This window comes from Pseudomonas sp. MYb327, from assembly GCF_040438925.1.
Lineage (GTDB): Bacteria > Pseudomonadota > Gammaproteobacteria > Pseudomonadales > Pseudomonadaceae > Aquipseudomonas.
In genome coordinates, this window is record NZ_CP159258.1 from 2774654 (window position 1) to 2792787 (window position 18134).

The following is an 18134-nucleotide window of genomic DNA, read 5'->3' on the forward strand; positions in this document are numbered from 1 at the left end:
GATCACCAGCCGTGGCGTGCAGGGGAGTACCCTGAGTCGGCAAGTCCCTCTCCGCCACGGTGTTCCGACATGTATGCCTCACCCCTGCCCAATCACAATCATCTGCTGGCGGCACTTCCGGCCAACGATCTCCAGCGTCTTGTTCCGCATCTGGAACTGGTCGGCCTGGCGCTGGGCGATGTGCTGTATGAACCGGGGGACACCTTGCGCCATGTTTACTTCCCGACCGACGCCATCGTCTCCCTGCTGCATGTCACGGAGAATGGCTCCTCTGCCGAGATCGCCGTGGTCGGCAACGAGGGTTTGATCGGCATCGCGCTGTTCATGGGCGGCGAAAGCACCTCCAGTCGGGCGGTGGTGCAAAGTGCCGGAAGCGCCTTTCGTCTGCCGGGGCAAAAGCTCAAGAAAGAATTCAACCGCCATGGTGATTTGCTGTTACTGATGCTGCGCTACACCCAGGCGCTGATCACGCAAATGTCCCAGACCGCCCTGTGCAATCGCCATCATTCGATCGACCAGCAATTGTGTCGATGGCTACTGTTGTCGCTGGATCGCCTGCACGGCAACCACCTGACCATGACCCAGGAACTGATCGCCAACATGCTTGGCGTGCGCCGCGAAGGCGTCACTGAAGCCGCGGGCAAACTGCAACGCCAAGGCGTCATCGAGTACAGCCGAGGCCAGATCACGGTACTGGACAGAGCACGCCTGGAACGGCTCAGCTGCGAGTGCTACCTGGTGGTCAAGACCGAAACCGATCGATTGTTGCACTACACCCGCCGTCAGGACGAGTAGGCACGCGTCACCGGCACAAAAACTGCAAACCACCCCGTCCCTCTGTAGGAGCAAGCTTGCTCGCGATAACCGCGTATCAGTCGACATCAATGCTGTAGCAAGTCCGCAATCGCGAGCAAGCTTGCTCCTACAGCGACCTTCGATAGTTTCAGCCCAGTCGGGACAGGCACCTGTCACCGGCGCACCTGCCGATCAAAAGACTCGAAATAACCCCTCTGTCTGTAGGAGCAAGCTTGCTCGCGATAACGGCGTATCAGTCGACATCAATGCTGAATGCCAGCCCGCAATCGCGAGCAAGCTTGCTCCTACAGCGACCTTCGATAGTTTCAGCCCAGTCGGGGCAGGCACCTGTCACCGGCGCACCTGCGATCAAAAGACTCGAAACCACCCCGTCCGTCTGTAGGAGCAAGCTTGCTCGCGATAACGGTTTATCAATCGACATCAATGCTGAATGCCAATCCGCAATCGCGAGCAAGCTTGCTCCTACAGCGACCTTCGATAGTTTCAGCCCAGTCGGGGCAGGCACCTGTCACCGGCGCACCTGCGATCAAAAGACTCGAAACCACCCCATCCGCCTGTAGGAGCAAGCTTGCTCGCGACAACGGCGTATCAGTCGACATCAATGCTGAATGCCAGCCCGCAATCGCGAGCAAGCTTGCTCCTAAAGCGACCTTCGATAGTTTCAGCCCAGTCGGGCCAGGCACCTGTCACCGGCGCACCTGCCGATCAAAAGACTCGAAACCACACCGCCCGTCTGTAGGAGCAAGCTTGCTCGCGATAACGGCGTATCAGTCGACATCAATGCTGAATGCCAGCCCGCAATCGCGAGCAAGCTTGCTCCTACAGCGACCTTCGATAGTTTCAGCCCAGCCGGGCCAGGCACCTGTCACCGGCGCACCTGCCGATCAAAAGACTCGAACCCACTCCATCCGTCTGTAGGAGCAAGCTTGCTCGCGATAACCGTGTATCAGCCGACATCAATGCTGAATGCCAGCCCGCAGTCGCGAGCAAGCTTGCTCCTACAGCGACCTTCGATAGTTTCAGCCCAGTCGGGCCAGGCACCTGTCACCGGCGCTACTGCCGATCAAAAGACTCGAAACCACCCGTCCCTCTGTAGGAGCAAGCTTGCTCGCGACAATGGCGTATCAGTCGACATCAATGCTGAATGCCAGCCCGCAGTCGCGAGCAAGCTTGCTCCTACAGCGACCTTCGATAGTTTCAGCCCAGTCGGGCCAGGCACCTGTCACCGGCGCTACTGCCGATCAAAAGACTCGAAACCACCCGTCCCTCTGTAGGAGCAAGCTTGCTCGCGACAACGGCGTATCAGTCAACATCAATGCTGAATGCCAGCCCGCAATCGCGAGCAAGCTTGCTCCTACAGCGACCTTCGATAGTTTCAGCCCAGTCGGGCCAGGCACCTGTCACCGGCGCTACTGCCGATCAAAAGACTCGAAACCACCCCGTCCGTCTGTAGGAGCAAGCTTGCTCGCGATAACGGCGTATCAGTCGACATCAATGCTGGATGCCAGCCCGCAATCGCGAGCAAGCTTGCTCCTACAGCGACCTTCGATAGTTTCAGCCCAGTCGGGGCAGGCACCTGCCGATCAAAAGACTCGAACCCACCCCGTCCGTCTGTAGGAGCAAGCTTGCTCGCGATAACCGTGTATCAGTCGACATCATTGCTGAATGCCAGCCCGCAATCGCGAGCAAGCTTGCTCCTACAGCGACGTTCGTTAGCAGCGAGTACAACGCACGGAGCTTCAGCCAGTGACTGCCTTGCAACCTGCAGGCCCAATGAGCTGCATGAATGCCTCGCCGGGCAGCGGGATCGAGAAGAAATTACCCTGCCCGACCTCGTAGCCCTGGGCCTTGAGAATGTCTCGCTGACTCGCGCACTCGATGCCTTCCGCCACCACCTGCAAGGAAAGGCCTTTGCCGATTCCGATGACGGATTCGCTCAAGGCCCGGCAGGACGTGTCGTATTCAAGGTCGTCGACAAAACTTTTGTCCAGCTTCAATTCGCTGATGGGCAAATGCCGCAGGTAACCAAGGCTGGAATAACCCGTGCCGAAATCATCGATCGCCAGCCGCACTCCCAACGCATGCAAATCGCGGATGGTTTGTTCGGTGCCCGGACTTTTGCTCAGCAGCAAGCCCTCGGTCACTTCCACGCACAGGTCGCTGGGTTGCAGGCCGTATCGCTGAAGTTGGTGGTCAATCAGTTCTGCCAGGTTGAGGTTATGGAAATTGATGGGCGACAGATTGACCGACAGGGACGGGATCACCAGACCTTGTTGCCGCCACGCGGCGAGTTGCTCGCAGGCTTCTTGCAGCACCCATTGACTCAACTCATTGATTAACCCGCACTCCTCGGCAAGCGGGACGAATTGCGCGGGCGAAATATCGCCCAGGGTCGGGTGCATCCAGCGCGCCAGCGCCTCGACACCGACCAGGCGCCCGCTGTTGAGGTCGATTTGTGGCTGATAGAACAATTGCAGGGTATCGCTGGCCAAAGCGTTGCGCAGCGCCGTTTCCATCACCAAGCGGTCCTGGGCGATCCTGTTCATCTCTTCAACAAAGAAACTGAAGCTGCCGCGCTCAGTGCGCTTGGCCTGATACATCGCAATGTCGGCCCGATGCAGCAGGCTCTCCATGTCTTGTCCATCGGCCGGGAACAGGCTGATGCCCACGCTGGCCGAGACAACCACAGAGGTGCCGGCAATCGTCGACGGTCGATTCAACAGCGCCATCAGCCGTTCAAGAAAGGTCGTGACCTGCGTCGAATCCATGCGTGTCAGCACCAGCACGAACTCATCACCGGACAGACGTCCGACAAGGTCAGACTCACGCAGCACGCTACGCAGCCTTTGCGCCATGACGCGCAGTAACTCGTCCCCCGAGGCATGCCCCAGCGCATCGTTGATTTGCTTGAACCGGTCAAGATCAATGAACAGCACGGCGAGTTCGGCCTGCTCGCGCGCCATTTCCAGAAGACTGCGCTGTGCCTGGGCAAGCAGGAAGTTGCGATTGGGCAACCCCGTCAGGCCATCGTAAAAGGCCATCTTTCGAATGGATTGGCGCGCTTCCTCGCGCTCCAGCGCCAACATGCACAGGTGCGTGCCGGCCGTCACCAAATGCGCGTGCAAAGGGTCGGGCCCACGGGCTTCCCTGAAATAAAGGGCAAACGTTGCGGCGATTCGCCCGCAACCATTGCGCACCGGCAACGACCAGCAGGCCTGCAAACCGGATTTCTGCGCCAAGTGTTTGTAATCGGCCCAGAGCGGGTCGTGATTGATGTCCGTCACCAGCACCGGTTCGCCCCGGTACGCAGCGGTGCCGCAGGATCCCGCCACCGGGCCGATGGACAAGCCTTCGATGGCCCTGGAGTAATCCGAGGGCAAGCCAGGGCTGGCCAAGGGGTGCAGAATTCCTTCCGAATCCACGCTGAGTATCGAGACAATGACTTCGGGAGCGATGCGTTCAATTTCATGACAGAGCAAGGTCAGCACGCTTTCCAGGGATTCCTCCTTGAGCAGTGCGCCGATGACTTTTTCCTGAAGCACCTCATGCAGTTTTGACTGGGTAATGTCAGTCAGCACAATGACAATGTTTTCGACCTGCCCTTGCGCGTCAAACACGGGGGTCGAGGACACATGCACCCATAGCCGCTGGCCGTTGCGTTTACTGATCAGCGCACTGAATTCATTGGGTTCACCACAGAGAATGGCCGCCAGTCCCGGTTCTACGCAGGCCCCCGCCCGAGCGTCAGACACAAAGAACATCATCGGTGACTGACCTATCACCTCCTCACGGGTGTAGCCCAGCAGATTCACGAGCCCTTCATTCACATAGATCAGATGTGCATGGGTGTCGACGATGCACGTCGCCGAGCTGGTGGCATTGACCGACATCGAGAGCAAACGGTGCTCGATGTCCTGCAAGCGCATCTGCGTGACATCCTTGAGAAAAACCGCGTACAGCGTCCGTTCCTCCAAGGCGATTTTCGACACCGACATGACGCCCCAACGATCCTGGCCATCGTTGCGCACAATCCGGACATCTCGACTGATGCCGGCAATCTTGTTGCCGGCACTGCGGTTTACGCTGACAAAACCATCATGGCGCAGGCTGAGGGCTTGCGGCACCAAAGAGTTGATATCACTGCCGAGCATTTCACTGCGCGAACAGCCCCAGAATTTCTCGGCCGCCGCATTAAAAAACACCACGAGGTCCTGATCATCCACAACCACCACGGCATCAACCGCCTGCTCCAGTGTTTGTACAAAAAAATCCTGCGCCTCTTGGCCACTTGTCAGTTCGACTCTCGTGTTCATGGTTGTTGCCACATTTATCCATGCAACCACCGCTTTTCATCCTTAAAAGCTCGTGGGACGCCAGACGACCCCTCATGACCGGAAGGGACCTATCATCGAAGCAACGTTTTGTTCCGGCTTTTTGACGCCAATACTCTGGTTTCGCCTGCTGAAACGACAGGTTCAAGAGAAAACCCGGCATGAAATTCAGGATAGTCGCGAAGTGAAGATCTGACGAAGTAATAGTCAGGGCATTTTGATACCTCGTCTGTAGCACTCGGTAACACGGCAGCCCTGTTGCGGTGCAGACTTTAAGCGTCTTGCCGGCGCCCGATCCTGATCTGCAAGGCCCGCGTAGCCATGGCGTACTTTGTGCATCTAAACGCCATCCCATCCGCTTTGAAGCTCTCATGCGCCCCAAGGAACTGAAACACTGGACCACCGGCGTCGCCCACTTGCTTGACTTGCCCGCTGGGCACTCACGGCTATCGGGGTTGAGTCACTGGTTGCGGCAAGTATGCCCGGTCGATCATTTCGTGCTGTTTGTCTACGAAGGCAACCATCGACCGTTGGCGCTGTTCGACACCTTCTCGGCGGACAAGCGCGCGGTGTATGTCGATGACTATCAGTGCGGGCCTTATTTGCTCGATCCGTTTTACCTGGCTTGCACTCGCGGGCAAGCACCCGGGCTGTGGCGTTTGCGCCAATTTGCGCCCGACCACTTCTATCTCGGCGAGTACTACCTGACTTACTACCAGCAAACCGGCCTGGCAGAAGAAGTGGCGTTTTTCGTTGACCTCGGCGGCGGCGCCACGGCGGTGCTGTCGCTGATGCGTTCCTCCACCAGTTGCGCGTTCAGCCGTGACGAAATGCAGTTGGTCGAGTGCGCCCAAGCGGTGGTCGAGCAAGTCATCAACGAAGCCTGGCGCCTGCGTCTGGCCCAGCAACCGCGCCCGGAACAGGACCTCGACTTCAAGATTCGCGATGCCTTCGACCACTTCGGCAGGCACATCCTGACCGGGCGCGAACAGGAAATCGTCCAGTTGCTGTTGCGCGGCCACTCCAGCGCCTCAGTCGCCGAACAACTGAACATCAGCCCTGGCACCGTGAAGATCCACCGCAAGAACATCTACGCCAAACTCGGTATTGGCAGTCAGTCTGAATTGTTGGGGCTGTTCATCCGTGAGCTCACTGAGAATGAGTTGCAGGCTCCTGGCTTAAACACCGCGATTGTCTAACTCACCCCTGAGCTGCCGAAGGCTGCGATCTTTTGATCTTGTGTATCGGCCCTCACCTATCCCCCAAGGGATATATACGCCGCAAAACCCACATTGCTAGTTTGGTCCCCGACGCGCTGTTTCATCACTGCAAGGGAGCCGACCGTGAACGACAACCAGCCAAGCGATATCGAATTCTGCAATGTGGTCAAACGCTATGGCGAGGTGCAGGCCGTCAATGGCTTGAATTTCGCGGTGCGACGCGGCTCGTTCCACTCCTTCCTCGGCGGCTCCGGCTGCGGCAAAACTACCACCTTGCGCATGATCGCCGGCTTCGAACAACCCACTAGCGGTGAAGTGCGTCTGGCGGGGAAAAACGTCGCCGGCGTGCCGGCCTTCGAGCGGCCGGTGAACATGGTGTTCCAGCATTACGCGTTGTTTCCGCACCTGACCGTGGCGCAGAACATTGCCTATGGCCTGCGTTATCGCACCCCGCGACCCGACAAAAAACAACAGATGCGCATGGCCGATGAAGCCCTGGAGATGGTTCGGCTGAGCGGCTTCGGCCAGCGTAAACCGAGCGAACTCTCGGGCGGCCAACAGCAACGCGTGGCGTTGGCCCGGGCGCTGGTTAACAAGCCCACGGTGTTGCTGCTCGATGAGCCGCTGGCCGCGCTGGATCGCAAACTGCGCAAGGAGATGCAATCGGAGCTGCTGCGGTTGCAGCGCGAGGTCGGCATCACCTTTGTACTGGTGACTCACGATCAGGAAGAAGCGCTGTCGATGAGCGACAGCATCAGCGTGATGCACAACGGCTCGATCATCCAGACCGCCACTCCGGAACAACTCTACGAAGCGCCGGCCAGCCGCTACGTTGCTGACTTTATCGGCGAATCCAATCTGTTCAACGGCAAGGTCCGCCACCTGCACGGCAACTCGGTGGTGCTACGGACTGAGCAAGGACTGGAACTGACCAGCCCGCTGACACCCACCGGCAAGGCCCTGAGCGCGGACGCCGACGGTTGCATCGCGGTGCGCCCGGAGCTGATCAGCATCGCTGGCGCCAAAGCCGACATGACCCGCGAAGTAATGCTGCCCGGTTGTGTGGAAGACCGCATTTACCTGGGCAATTCCACCGAATACCGCGTGCGTACTCAGGCCTTTGGCGTGGTCTGTGTACGCGTGCCGCGCCAACAGGATCACGGCGACAACGCATTCGAACACGGCGCGGCAGTGCGCGTCGGCTGGGATCACGCCAATGGCCTGGCCATGGCGTTGTAAATCATCGATTCGTTTCATCAACCGGATGGGGAGCGTGTTATGGACCAGAAAACTTTTATCAAGACCCTGCGCAGCTGGCAGAACGGCTCGATCAGTCGCCGCGATTTTCTCGGCCGCACGGGCCTCGGGATCGCCGCTGCGGTGGTCGCGACCAACATGCCCGGCCTATTGACCTCGACCGCCGAGGCCGCCGATCAGACCAAACTGGGCGATCGACTTTCCCTGGCAACCTGGCCGAATTACCACAGCCAGGAAAACCTCGACGCGTTTGCCAAGACCACCGGCGCGCGGGTGTCCATGAGCGTGTTCGGCTCCAACGAAGAAATGCTCGCCAAGTTGCAGGCCGGTGGCAGCGGCTGGGACGTGCTGGTGCCAACCAACTACACCATCAGCACCTACGTCGGCCTGGGCCTGATTGAGCCGCTGGACCTGTCGCGCATTCCCAACTTCGATGCGTCTGCGTTCCAGCAGAAATTCATGGCCCAAGGCACAGTCGACGGCAAGGTGTATGCGGTGCCGAAAAACTGGGGCACCACCGGGATGCTCTACGACACGGGCAAACTGAAAAATGGCCCGACCAGCTGGAAAGAGTTCTGGGCCGCCGCCCAAGGCCCTGCCAGCGGCCGCACCATGGTTCACGACTATCAACTGACCGCCATCGGCAACGCCCTGAAAAGCTTCGGCTACAGCTTCAACTCCCTGGACCCGAAAGAACTGGCCGACGCGGAAAAACTGCTGATCGAAGTCAAGCCACACCTGTTCGCGATCAACTCAGATATCCAGCCGTCAATGCGCAGCGGCGACGCCTGGCTGGCGATGTCCTGGACCGGTGACGCGTCGCAGCTGCACCGCGACAACGCGCAAATGCAGTTCGAGCTGGGCAAGGAAGGTGGCGAACTGTGGAGCGACTTCTTCGCCATCCCGAAAAACTCGGAACACAAAGACGCGGCCTACGCCTTCATCAACTACCTGCTCGATCCGCAGCACAACAAGCTCGAAGTGTTGAGCCACGGCTACCCGAGTGGTGACAAGCGGGTCGACGCGCTGCTGCCAACCGCGATGCTCAGCGATCCAATCATGTACCCGGCCGCCGAAGCCCTCAGCCCACTGGAGTTCGGTGCGGCAGCGACGCTCACCAGCCCGGCGCGTGCCGAACTGATGGCCCGCTTCAAATCCGCCTGATCACCTGCCATGGCTAACGAGGAGTCCCCCATGAATGCCGCCGCCCACCCGCAAACGGTGCAGCCGGGCAGTGCCCTGTTGGTCGAGGTGCGCCAACGACGCAGCCTCGGCCGGCGGATCACCCTGCTGATGCTCTTGCCTTCGACCCTGTGGTTCCTGCTGCTGTTGTTGATGCCGCTGGTGATCATCCTGGTCTTCAGCTTCGGCGAACGCAGCGCCGTGGGCGGTTATGCCGGGGGCTTCACGCTGGCCAATTACCTGAACCTCGGTTCGCGGGCAGCAGCGTTCGGCAACACGCTGGTGTTGGCGCCACTGGGCACGTTGGTGTGCCTGGTGGCGGCTTATCCACTGGCGTACTTCCTGGCGGTCAAAGTCAGCAAGAACCGTTCGCTGCTGCTGACGTTGGTGATTGTGCCGTTTTGGACCAGTTTCCTGATCCGCACCTACGCGTGGATTTTCATCCTCAGCGGCAAAGGCATTCCGGCCTTGCTGGCCAGCCTGGGTCTTGAGGATGTGCGCTTGATCAACACGCCTTGGGCGGTGCTGATCGGCATCGTCTACGGCTACTTGCCGCTGATGGTCTTCCCGATCTACGTCAGTCTGGAAAAACTCGACAAGCGCCTGCTCGAAGCCTCGGCAGACCTGGGCGCCAGCGCTTTCGAAAGCTTCCGGCGTATCACCCTGCCCCTCTCCGCACCCGGCATCATCACCGGCGTGATGCTGGTGTTCATCCTGCTGATGGGCGAGTTTTTGATCCCGGCCATTCTCGGCGGCGGCAAGGTGTTCTTTGTCGGCAACGCGCTGGTCGACCTGTTCCTGCAATCGCGCAACTGGCCGTTTGGCAGTGCGCTGGCAATGACCCTGGTGGCGATGATGTTGCTGATCATCGGCCTGTATTTGAAGCTGGTGGCGCGCTATGGCGGCCGCCCTGCCGACGGAGGTCTGTGACATGTGGCTGCGCAGCTATTCGACTTCGCTGTACCTGTTTCTCTACGCGCCGATTGCCCTGATCGTGCTGTTCAGCTTCAACGCCGGGCGCAGTGGCCTGGCCTTCGAATGCTGTTCGGTGCAATGGTTCGGCCGCGCCTTCGGCAACCCGTTCATCATGGAAGCGCTCGCGCACAGTGCGTTCATCGCCTTCTGTTCGGCGGTGCTGGCGACGCTGTTCGGCACCCTGGCGGTGTTCGGTTTGCAGCGTGCCGGACGCAAGGTGCGCCTGCTGTTCGATGCCCTGACCTATTGCGCAATCATCGTTCCGGGCATCGTCATCGGCATCTCGACGCTGATTGCGTTCATCAGTCTGTTTGACCTGATCAACCCGCTGCTGGCGAGCTGGATGCCCGACGTGCCTCGGCTGAACATGGGTTTCTTCACCGTGATCGCCGCGCACTCACTGTTCACCATGGCGCTGGTCATGGTGATCGTGCGCAGCCGCGTCGACTCGCTGGACAAAGCCTTGCTGGAAGCTTCGGCCGACCTTTATGCGCCACCGATGCAAACCTTCTGGCGGGTCACCCTGCCGCAGATCAGCCCGGCGATCATGGCCGGATTCCTCCTGGCGTTCACCTTCAGCTTCGACGACTTCATCATCGCCTTCTTCGTCGCCGGCTCGGAAACAACGCTGCCGATCTACATCTTTTCGTCCATCCGCCGCGGCGTGACACCGGAGATCAACGCGATCTCGACGGTGATCATCTGCGTGTCGCTGGCCCTGCTATTCACTTCCCGCTCTCTGCAAAACCGCCGGACCGGCGTCCAGGAGTCGCACCATGCGTGATCAGCTATACATCAATGGCGAGTGGGTCAGCCCGGATCTGGGCGGTTATCTGGAAGTCATCGACCCGGCCACCGAGCAAGTCTTTCAACGCGTTGCCGCAGGGACTGAAGAAGACGTCGATCATGCCGTACGCGCCGCACGCCGTGCGTTCGATAACGGCTGGAGTCGCACCAGCGGTGCTGATCGCGCGCAATGGCTGGAAGCGCTGGCCGATGAACTGGAGAGCGGCCAACAGGCATTGGCGGAACTGGAAGTGCGCGACAACGGCAAACCCTTGCCCGAAGCGCAGTGGGACGTTGGCGATGCGATTGGCTGTTTCCGCTACTACGCCGGACTCGCCCGCGAACTGGATCAGCAACAGGACCAGCCCTTGGCGTTGCCGGACGCGCGCTTTCGCTGCCGCATCCGCCACGAACCGATTGGCGTGGCCGGGCAGATTATCCCGTGGAACTACCCGCTGCTGATGGCTGCATGGAAAGTCGCACCGGCACTGGCAGCCGGGGCCACGGTGGTGTTGAAACCCTCCGAGCTGACGCCATTGACGGCGCTGGAACTGGCCGCCGCCGCTGACCGCATCGGCCTGCCCGCCGGGGTCTTGAACGTGGTCACAGGCCTGGGCGCCGACGCCGGCAGCCCTCTGACCGAGCACCCCGGCGTGGACAAACTGGCCTTCACCGGCAGCGTGCCCACGGGGGCGAAAATCATGTCGGCGGCGGCCCGCGACATCAAAAACATCAGCCTCGAACTGGGCGGTAAATCCGCGTTCATTGTGTTCGACGATGCTGATGTCGAAGCCGCGGTGGAGTGGATTCTGTTCGGGATTTTCTGGAACCAGGGCCAGGTGTGCAGCGCCACTTCGCGTCTGCTGGTGCAGGACAACATTGCCCCGCGCCTGATCGAACGACTGGTGGAAGAAACCCGCAAGATCAGCATCGGCCCTGGCATGCAGTCCGGTGTTCTGCTGGGGCCTTTGGTCAGCCAAGGCCAGTACGACAAAGTGCTCGGTTTCATCGATCAAGGCCTCGCCAGCGGTGCGCGCCTGCTCACCGGAGGGCGGCGACCGGCGCATTTGCCGCAGGGTTACTTCATCGAACCGGCGATCTTCGACGAACCCGGCCACAGCAGCATCCTCTGGCGCGAAGAAGTGTTCGGCCCCGTGCTGTGCATCAAACGCTTCAAGACCGAAGAACAAGCCGTGCAAATGGCCAACGCCAGCCGCTTCGGTCTCGCCGCCGCGGTGATGAGCGCCGACTTGCAGCGCACCACGCGCGTCGCCAACCAGTTGCGCGCCGGGATTGTCTGGGTCAACTGCTCACAACCGACCTTCGTCGAAGCGCCATGGGGCGGTATGAAACACAGCGGTATCGGCCGTGAGCTGGGGCAATGGGGGTTGCACAACTACCTGGAGGTCAAGCAGGTCACCGAGTACGTCAGTGAGCAACCGTGGGGGTGGTACCTGAAATGAGCGGTTCGCTGTAGGAGCCGGCTTGCTGGCTCCTACGGATCTTCGCCGCCAATTCAATCCGAGATACAGTTTACTGAGGGCCCAACATTCTTGATTGGTGAGGTCACTGCTCCGACAACCCGGACGAAGCGACGCAGATCGGCTAACGAATTTCGTATACCCTATCGCCATCTCATTCGAAACGACGCTGCCGTGAACCTACCCAAATTCAACGCTCCCGACCTGGGAAACACGCCCTCGACCTCGGAAATCATCACCCGTCATCTAAGGGATGCGATCGTCGCCGGGCACTTTGCTGAGGATGAGCCGATCCGCCAGGACGACATCGCCCGCCAGTTCAACGTCAGCAAGATTCCGGTGCGCGAGGCTTTAAAGCGGCTGGAGGCTGAAGGGCTGGTGATGTTCCAGCGCAATCGCGGAGCGATGGTCACGCGGATTTCCGATGCGGAACTGGCGCAGATGTTCGAAGTGCGCATGTTGCTGGAAGACAAGGTGTTGCGCCTGGCCATTCCCAACATGACCGAAGAGACCTTCGCCCGTGCCGAGCGGATCTGCCAGGAATTCATCGGCGAGGACGACGTAGGACGCTGGGCCGAGCTCAACTGGGAACTGCACGCGTGCCTTTACGAACCGGCGCAACGGCCATTTCTGGTCAGCCTGATCCGTTCGGTCAACGACAAGCTTGAGCGTTACCTGCGCATGCAGATGAGCCTTTCGGCCGGCAAGGAACGCGCCGATCACGAACACCGCGAGATCCTCGCGGCTTGTCGTGCCGGGGATGTGGACCAGGCGGTGAAGCTGTTGGACGAACACATCGCCGGGGTTTGCGAGACCCTGTTCAAGCACCTGCCCCACGCCCATTGACCTGATCGACCTGGGATTGCGAACGCCTCTTGCAGGAGCTGGCTTGCCAGCGATGGCGGTGTGTCAGGCAACATCCGTGGTGGATGAACCGGCCCCATCGCTGGCAAGCCAGCTCCCACAAATTTCACGCCGTACTCAAGTATTGCGACCAACACAATTCTCTGTAGGAGCTGGCTTGCCAGCGATGGCGGTGTGTCAGGCAACATCCGTGGTGGATGAACCGGCCCCATCGCTGGCAAGCCAGCTCCCACAAATTCAAGCCGTACTCAAGTATTGCAGCCAACACAATTCTCTGTAGGAGCTGGCTTGCCAGCGATGGCGGTGTGTCAGGCAACATCAGTGGTGGATGGACCGGCCTCATCGCTGGCAAGCCAGCTCCCACGAGTTTCAAGCCGTACTCAAGTATTGCGACCAACACAATTCTCTGTAGAAACTGGCTTGCCAGCGATGGCGGTGTGTCAGGCAATATCAGCGGTGGATGAACCGGCCCCATCGCTGGCAAGCCAGCTCCCACAAATTCAAGCCGTACTCAAGTATTGCAGCCAACACAATTCTCTGTAGGAGCTGGCTTGCCAGCGATGGCGGTGTGTCAGGCAACATCAGTGGTGGATGGACCGGCCTCATCGCTGGCATGCCAGCTCCCACAAGTTTCACGCCGTACTCAAATATTGCGGCCAACACAATTCTCTGTAGGAGCTGGCTTGCCAGCGATGGCGGTGTGTCAGGCGACATCAGTGGTGGATGAACTGGCCCCATCGCTGGCAGGCCAGCTCCCACAAGTTTCAAGCCGTACTCAAGTATTGCGACCAACACAATTCTCTGGAGGAGCTGGCTTGCCAGCGATGGCGGTGTGTCAGGCAACATCAGCGGTGGATGGACCGGCCCCATCGCTGGCAAGCCAGCTCCCACGAGTTTCAAGCCGTACTCAAGTATTGCGGCCAACACAATTCTTTGTAGGAGCTGGCTTGCCAGCGATGGCGGTGTGTCAGGCAACATCAGTGGTGGATGGACCGGCCTCATCGCTGGCAAGCCAGCTCCCACAAGTTTCACGCCGTACTCAAATATTACGGCCAACACAATTCTTTGTAGGAGCTGGCTTGCCAGCGATGACGGTGTGTCAGGCAGCATCAGTGGTGGATGGACCGGCCTCATCGCTGGCAAGCCAGCTCCCACAAGTTTCACGCCGTACTCAAGTATTGCAGCCAACACAATTCTCTGTAGGAGCTGGCTTGCCAGCGATGGCGGTGTGTCAGGCAACATCAGTGGTGGATGGACCGGCCTCATCGCTGGCAAGCCAGCTCCCACAAGTTTCACGCCGTACTCAAGTATTGCAGCCAACACAATTCTCTGCAGGAGCTGGCTTGCCAGCGATGGCGGTGTGTCAGGCAACATCAGTGGTGGGTGAACTGGCCCCATCGCTGGCAGGCCAGCTCCCACAAGTTACAAGCCATACTCAAGTATTGCGACCAACACAATTCTCTGTAGGAACTGGCTTGCCAGCGATGGCGGTGTGTCAGGCGACATCAGTGGTGGATGAACCGGCCTCATCGCTGGCAGGCCAGCTCCCACGAGTTCGAGCGGCATCCAATATTGCGGCCATCAAAATCCGCTGTGCCGATTTCGTCATCGGCACCGGTTAAATCCATCAAGCCTCCACCCCGCTTCTAGGACCACTCTTTCATTCACTCAACCGAATGGACGTGGCCCTCCCATGAAACGCATCTCCGTGATCGACTCCCACACCGGCGGCGAACCGACTCGTCTGGTGACTGCCGGTTTTCCTGATCTGGGAACGGGCAGCATGGCTGAACGGCGCAAAATCCTGGCCGAACAGCATGACCAGTGGCGCGCTGCCTGTGTGTTAGAACCACGGGGTAGCGACGTGCTGGTGGGCGCCCTGCTCTGCGAACCGGTTGACCCGAGCGCCTGCGCCGGGGTGATTTTCTTTAACAACAGCGGTTATCTGGGCATGTGTGGTCACGGCACCATCGGCCTGGTGGCCTCGCTGGCCCATTTGGGGAAGATCGGGCCGGGCGTGCACAGCATCGAGACCCCGGTGGGCACGGTGCAGGCCAACCTTCACGACGACCATTCGGTGAGCGTGCGCAACGTGCCGGCCTACCGTTATCGGAAGGCGCTGCAATTGCAGGTACCAGGAATCGGTCAGGTGACCGGCGATGTTGCCTGGGGCGGTAATTGGTTTTTCCTGATCGCCGACCACGGCCTGCGCGTGGGGGGCGACAACCTTGACGCCCTGACCGCTTACACCTACGCCGTGCAGCAAGCACTGGAACACCAGGGCATTCGCGGCGAAGACGGCGGATTGATCGATCATGTTGAGCTGTTCGCCGATGACGTTCAGGCTGACAGCCGCAACTTCGTCCTCTGCCCCGGCAAGGCCTACGACCGTTCACCTTGTGGCACCGGCACCAGCGCCAAACTAGCCTGCCTGGCGGCCGACGACAAGTTGCAGCCAGGGCAGATCTGGCGCCAGGCCAGTGTCATCGGCAGCGAGTTCGAAGGCTCTTTCGAATGGCAAGGTGAGCGCATCGTGCCGACCATTCGTGGCCGTGCGTTCATCAGCGCCGAAGCCAGTTTGATCATTGAGCAGGACGACCCGTTCGCCTGGGGCATTCGCCCATGAGCCAGGGCCAGGTCGCCGATGTCATCGTCATCGGCGCCGGCATCATCGGTGCGGCATGCGCCCAGGCGCTGGCGCGTCGTGGCTTGCAGGTGCTGGTGCTCGACGCTGGCCTGCACGGCGCCACGGCGGCGGGCATGGGTCACCTGCTGGTTCTCGACGACAACCCGGCGGAGCTGGCCCTGAGTCAATATTCCCTGCAACGTTGGCGCGAGCTTGGCCCGGACTTGCCCGACGGTTGCGCCTATCGCAACAACGGCACGCTGTGGCTGGCGGCCAACACTGAAGAAATGGCGGTCGCCCACAGCAAATACCTGAACCTGAAGGCCCAGGGCGAGGTGTGTGAATTGGTCAGCGCCAGCGCCTTGCGCCAGCGAGAACCGGAACTGCGCGAGGGCCTTGAAGGCGGTCTGCTGATCAATGGCGACGGCATTCTGTATGCGCCCGCGACGGCCAACTGGATGCTCGACACCCCGAACATCCGCCAACGCCGGGCGCGGGTCAGCGAGGTCGACGGCAACCGCGTGCGACTCGACGATGGCCAGTGGTTAAGCGCCGAAGCCGTGGTGCTGGCCAACGGCATTCAGGCAACCGAACTGTGCCCGGAGCTGCCCATCGAGCCGAAAAAAGGCCACTTGCTGATCACCGACCGCTACCCCGCCACCGTCACCCACACCCTGGTGGAACTGGGTTACGTCACCAGCGCCCACAACGCCAAAGGCCCGTCGACCGCCTGCAATATCCAGCCGCGCCCAACGGGGCAATTGTTCATCGGTGCTTCGCGGCAATTCGGCACCACCGACCCGCAGGTCGAAGGTTGGATGCTGGCGAAAATGCTCAAGCGTGCCGCCGAGTACATGCCGGGACTGACGCGGCTCAATGGTATTCGTGCCTGGACCGGGTTTCGTGCCGCCAGCCCCGATGGCCTGCCATTGGTGGGTCAGCACCCGCAACGCCAGGGCTTGTGGCTGGCGGTCGGTCATGAGGGATTGGGGGTGACCACCGCCCCAGGCACTGCCGACCTGCTCGTGGCGCAACTGTTCAACGAAACCCCGCCACTGGCCTCGCAACCCTACCTGCCCCAGCGTTTTCTCGGAGAACCTGCCTATGCCTGAATTGATGCTGGACGGCCGAGCCCTGCGAGTCGCTGAAGGCACCAGCGTCGCCGCGGCCCTCGCGTTGGGCAGTGACGGTTGCACGCGCACGTCGGTCAGTGGTCAGCGCCGCGCACCGCTGTGTGGCATGGGCATTTGCCAGGAGTGCCGGGTGACCATCGACGGCAGACGTCGCTTGGCTTGCCAAACCCTCTGCCTTGACGGCATGCAGGTGGAGACTCGCCCATGAACGAATACGCCGATCTGTTGATCATCGGTGCCGGTCCGGCCGGCATGGCCGCCGCACTGGCCGCTGCGCCGAGCGGTGCACGCATTGTCATGCTCGACGACAACCCGCAGGCGGGCGGGCAAATCTGGCGCGACGGCCCGCAGTCCAACGTGCCGCTTCAGGCCCTTCAGATGCGCGAGCGTTTGCAGTCCCACAACAACATCCGCCATCACGCCGGCACCCGAGTAATCGCCAATCCCGGCCCGAAACAGCTGCTGGTCGAAGACGAAGACCACGGCTGGCTGATCAGCTACGACAAATTGATCCTGTGCACCGGCGCCCGCGAGTTACTGCTGCCCTTCCCTGGCTGGACACTGCCCGGCGTTACCGGCGCCGGTGGCTTGCAGGCGCTGATCAAGGCCGGGTTGCCGGTGCAGGATGAGCGAGTGGTGATCGCCGGCAGCGGGCCGCTGTTGCTGGCCAGCGCCGCCACCGCGAAAAAGCACGGCGCAAAAATACAACGCATCGCTGAGCAAGCCTCCCTCACGGCCGTTGCCGGTTTCGCCGCGCAACTGCCGCGCTGGCCTGGCAAATGGCTGCAATCGTTCAGTTTGTTCGATCGTCATTACCGCGCCGCCACGCACGTGCTGGCGGCCCTCGGCACGGATCGGCTTGAAGGCGTACGCCTGCAACAGCAAGGCAAAATCGTTGAAGTGGAATGCGATCGATTGGCCTGCGGTTTCGGCCTGATCCCGAACATCCAGTTGGGCCAGGCATTGGGTTACGCCGTTGAAGGCCAAGCGCTGGCGGTGGATGCATGGCAGGCCAGTCGCGTCGATCATTACGCGGCGGGTGAATGCACCGGTTTCGGTGGCAGTGAACTGGCTTTGGTGGAAGGTGCGATTGCCGGCCACGCCGCGGTTGGCGATGTCGAAGCGGCCTGTCAATTATGGCCGCGCCGGGCACGCTGGCAGGGTTTTGCCAAGACGCTGAATCAGGCTTTCGTCCTTGACCCGCGACTCAAGTCTCTGGCCCGTCACGACACCCTGGTTTGTCGCTGCGAAGACGTGCCCTACTCGGCCCTCGCCGGGCACTCGGACTGGCGCGAAGCCAAACTGTCCAGCCGCTGTGGCATGGGCGCCTGCCAGGGCCGCGTCTGTGGCGGCGCGGTGCAGCATCTGTTTGGATGGCAACCCTCGGCGCCACGCCCACCGTTCAGCCCGGCGCGCATCGAAACCTTGATGTCCCTGGACGACACCCCGCCAGCGTCATAACC

The 18134-nt window shown here is 60.5% G+C and carries 14 protein-coding genes; 12 read left to right on the forward strand and 2 right to left on the reverse strand.

The annotated features are described in order from the left end of the window. Positions 1 to 69 precede the first annotated feature (69 nt). A complete protein-coding gene (locus ABVN21_RS12425; RefSeq protein ID WP_339552359.1) occupies positions 70 to 795 on the forward strand; it encodes a Crp/Fnr family transcriptional regulator in 726 nt (241 codons plus the stop codon). A 1760-nt stretch (positions 796 to 2555) separates the two neighbouring features. On the opposite strand, the gene ABVN21_RS12430 is transcribed toward ABVN21_RS12425, so the two are convergent. Then, the gene (locus tag ABVN21_RS12430) at positions 2556 to 5129 is read right to left on the reverse strand and encodes an EAL domain-containing protein (protein ID WP_339552360.1); all 2574 of its coding nucleotides are present in this window, start codon (positions 5127 to 5129) and stop codon (positions 2556 to 2558) included. Positions 5130 to 5518: 389 nt separating this feature from the next. Here ABVN21_RS12430 and ABVN21_RS12435 point away from each other — a divergent pair, with 389 nt between their 5' ends. The 7 genes from ABVN21_RS12435 (at position 5519) to ABVN21_RS12465 (ending at position 12894) form a co-directional block, all read left to right on the forward strand. Then, complete coding sequence (locus ABVN21_RS12435; RefSeq protein WP_339552361.1) at positions 5519 to 6346, forward strand: LuxR C-terminal-related transcriptional regulator; 828 nt, start codon at positions 5519 to 5521, stop codon at positions 6344 to 6346. 144 nt (positions 6347 to 6490) lie between these two features. Continuing rightward, on the forward strand, positions 6491 to 7606 hold the full coding sequence (locus tag ABVN21_RS12440) for an ABC transporter ATP-binding protein (RefSeq protein WP_339552362.1): 1116 nt from the start codon (positions 6491 to 6493) through the stop codon (positions 7604 to 7606). A 39-nt stretch (positions 7607 to 7645) separates the two neighbouring features. Further along, a complete protein-coding gene (locus ABVN21_RS12445) occupies positions 7646 to 8788 on the forward strand; it encodes a spermidine/putrescine ABC transporter substrate-binding protein (RefSeq protein ID WP_034150191.1) in 1143 nt (380 codons plus the stop codon). Positions 8789 to 8818: 30 nt separating this feature from the next. Beyond that, positions 8819 to 9736 carry an ABC transporter permease gene (locus tag ABVN21_RS12450; protein ID WP_339552363.1) on the forward strand — a complete coding sequence of 306 codons (918 nt, stop codon included), beginning with the start codon at positions 8819 to 8821 and terminating at the stop codon, positions 9734 to 9736. Position 9737: 1 nt separating this feature from the next. Then, complete coding sequence (locus ABVN21_RS12455; RefSeq protein WP_339552364.1) at positions 9738 to 10565, forward strand: ABC transporter permease; 828 nt, start codon at positions 9738 to 9740, stop codon at positions 10563 to 10565. Continuing rightward, positions 10558 to 12030: an aldehyde dehydrogenase family protein gene (locus ABVN21_RS12460; protein WP_339552365.1), complete on the forward strand. Its 1473-nt coding sequence runs from the start codon at positions 10558 to 10560 to the stop codon at positions 12028 to 12030. Before ABVN21_RS12455 ends, ABVN21_RS12460 begins: the two co-directional genes overlap by 8 nt. Positions 12031 to 12222: 192 nt before the next feature. Next, positions 12223 to 12894 carry a GntR family transcriptional regulator gene (locus ABVN21_RS12465; RefSeq protein WP_339552366.1) on the forward strand — a complete coding sequence of 224 codons (672 nt, stop codon included), beginning with the start codon at positions 12223 to 12225 and terminating at the stop codon, positions 12892 to 12894. 468 nt (positions 12895 to 13362) lie between these two features. On the opposite strand, the gene ABVN21_RS12470 is transcribed toward ABVN21_RS12465, so the two are convergent. Next, a complete protein-coding gene (locus tag ABVN21_RS12470) occupies positions 13363 to 14232 on the reverse strand; it encodes a hypothetical protein (protein WP_353637242.1) in 870 nt (289 codons plus the stop codon). A 373-nt stretch (positions 14233 to 14605) separates the two neighbouring features. Between ABVN21_RS12470 and ABVN21_RS12475 the strand changes: the two genes are divergently transcribed. The 4 genes from ABVN21_RS12475 to ABVN21_RS12490 are packed head-to-tail and all read left to right on the forward strand — an operon-like array spanning position 14606 to position 18132. After that, complete coding sequence (locus tag ABVN21_RS12475) at positions 14606 to 15538, forward strand: 4-hydroxyproline epimerase (protein ID WP_339552367.1); 933 nt, start codon at positions 14606 to 14608, stop codon at positions 15536 to 15538. Beyond that, positions 15535 to 16650, forward strand: a complete 1116-nt coding sequence (locus ABVN21_RS12480; protein ID WP_339552368.1) for an FAD-dependent oxidoreductase — start codon at positions 15535 to 15537, stop codon at positions 16648 to 16650. Before ABVN21_RS12475 ends, ABVN21_RS12480 begins: the two co-directional genes overlap by 4 nt. Then, a complete protein-coding gene (locus ABVN21_RS12485) occupies positions 16643 to 16879 on the forward strand; it encodes a (2Fe-2S)-binding protein (RefSeq protein ID WP_339552369.1) in 237 nt (78 codons plus the stop codon). The genes ABVN21_RS12480 and ABVN21_RS12485 overlap by 8 nt, the downstream gene beginning before the upstream one ends. Further along, positions 16876 to 18132 (forward strand): FAD/NAD(P)-binding oxidoreductase, encoded by a 1257-nt coding sequence (locus ABVN21_RS12490; protein WP_339552370.1) that lies wholly within the window; start codon positions 16876 to 16878, stop codon positions 18130 to 18132. Before ABVN21_RS12485 ends, ABVN21_RS12490 begins: the two co-directional genes overlap by 4 nt. Positions 18133 to 18134: the final 2 nt, after the last annotated feature.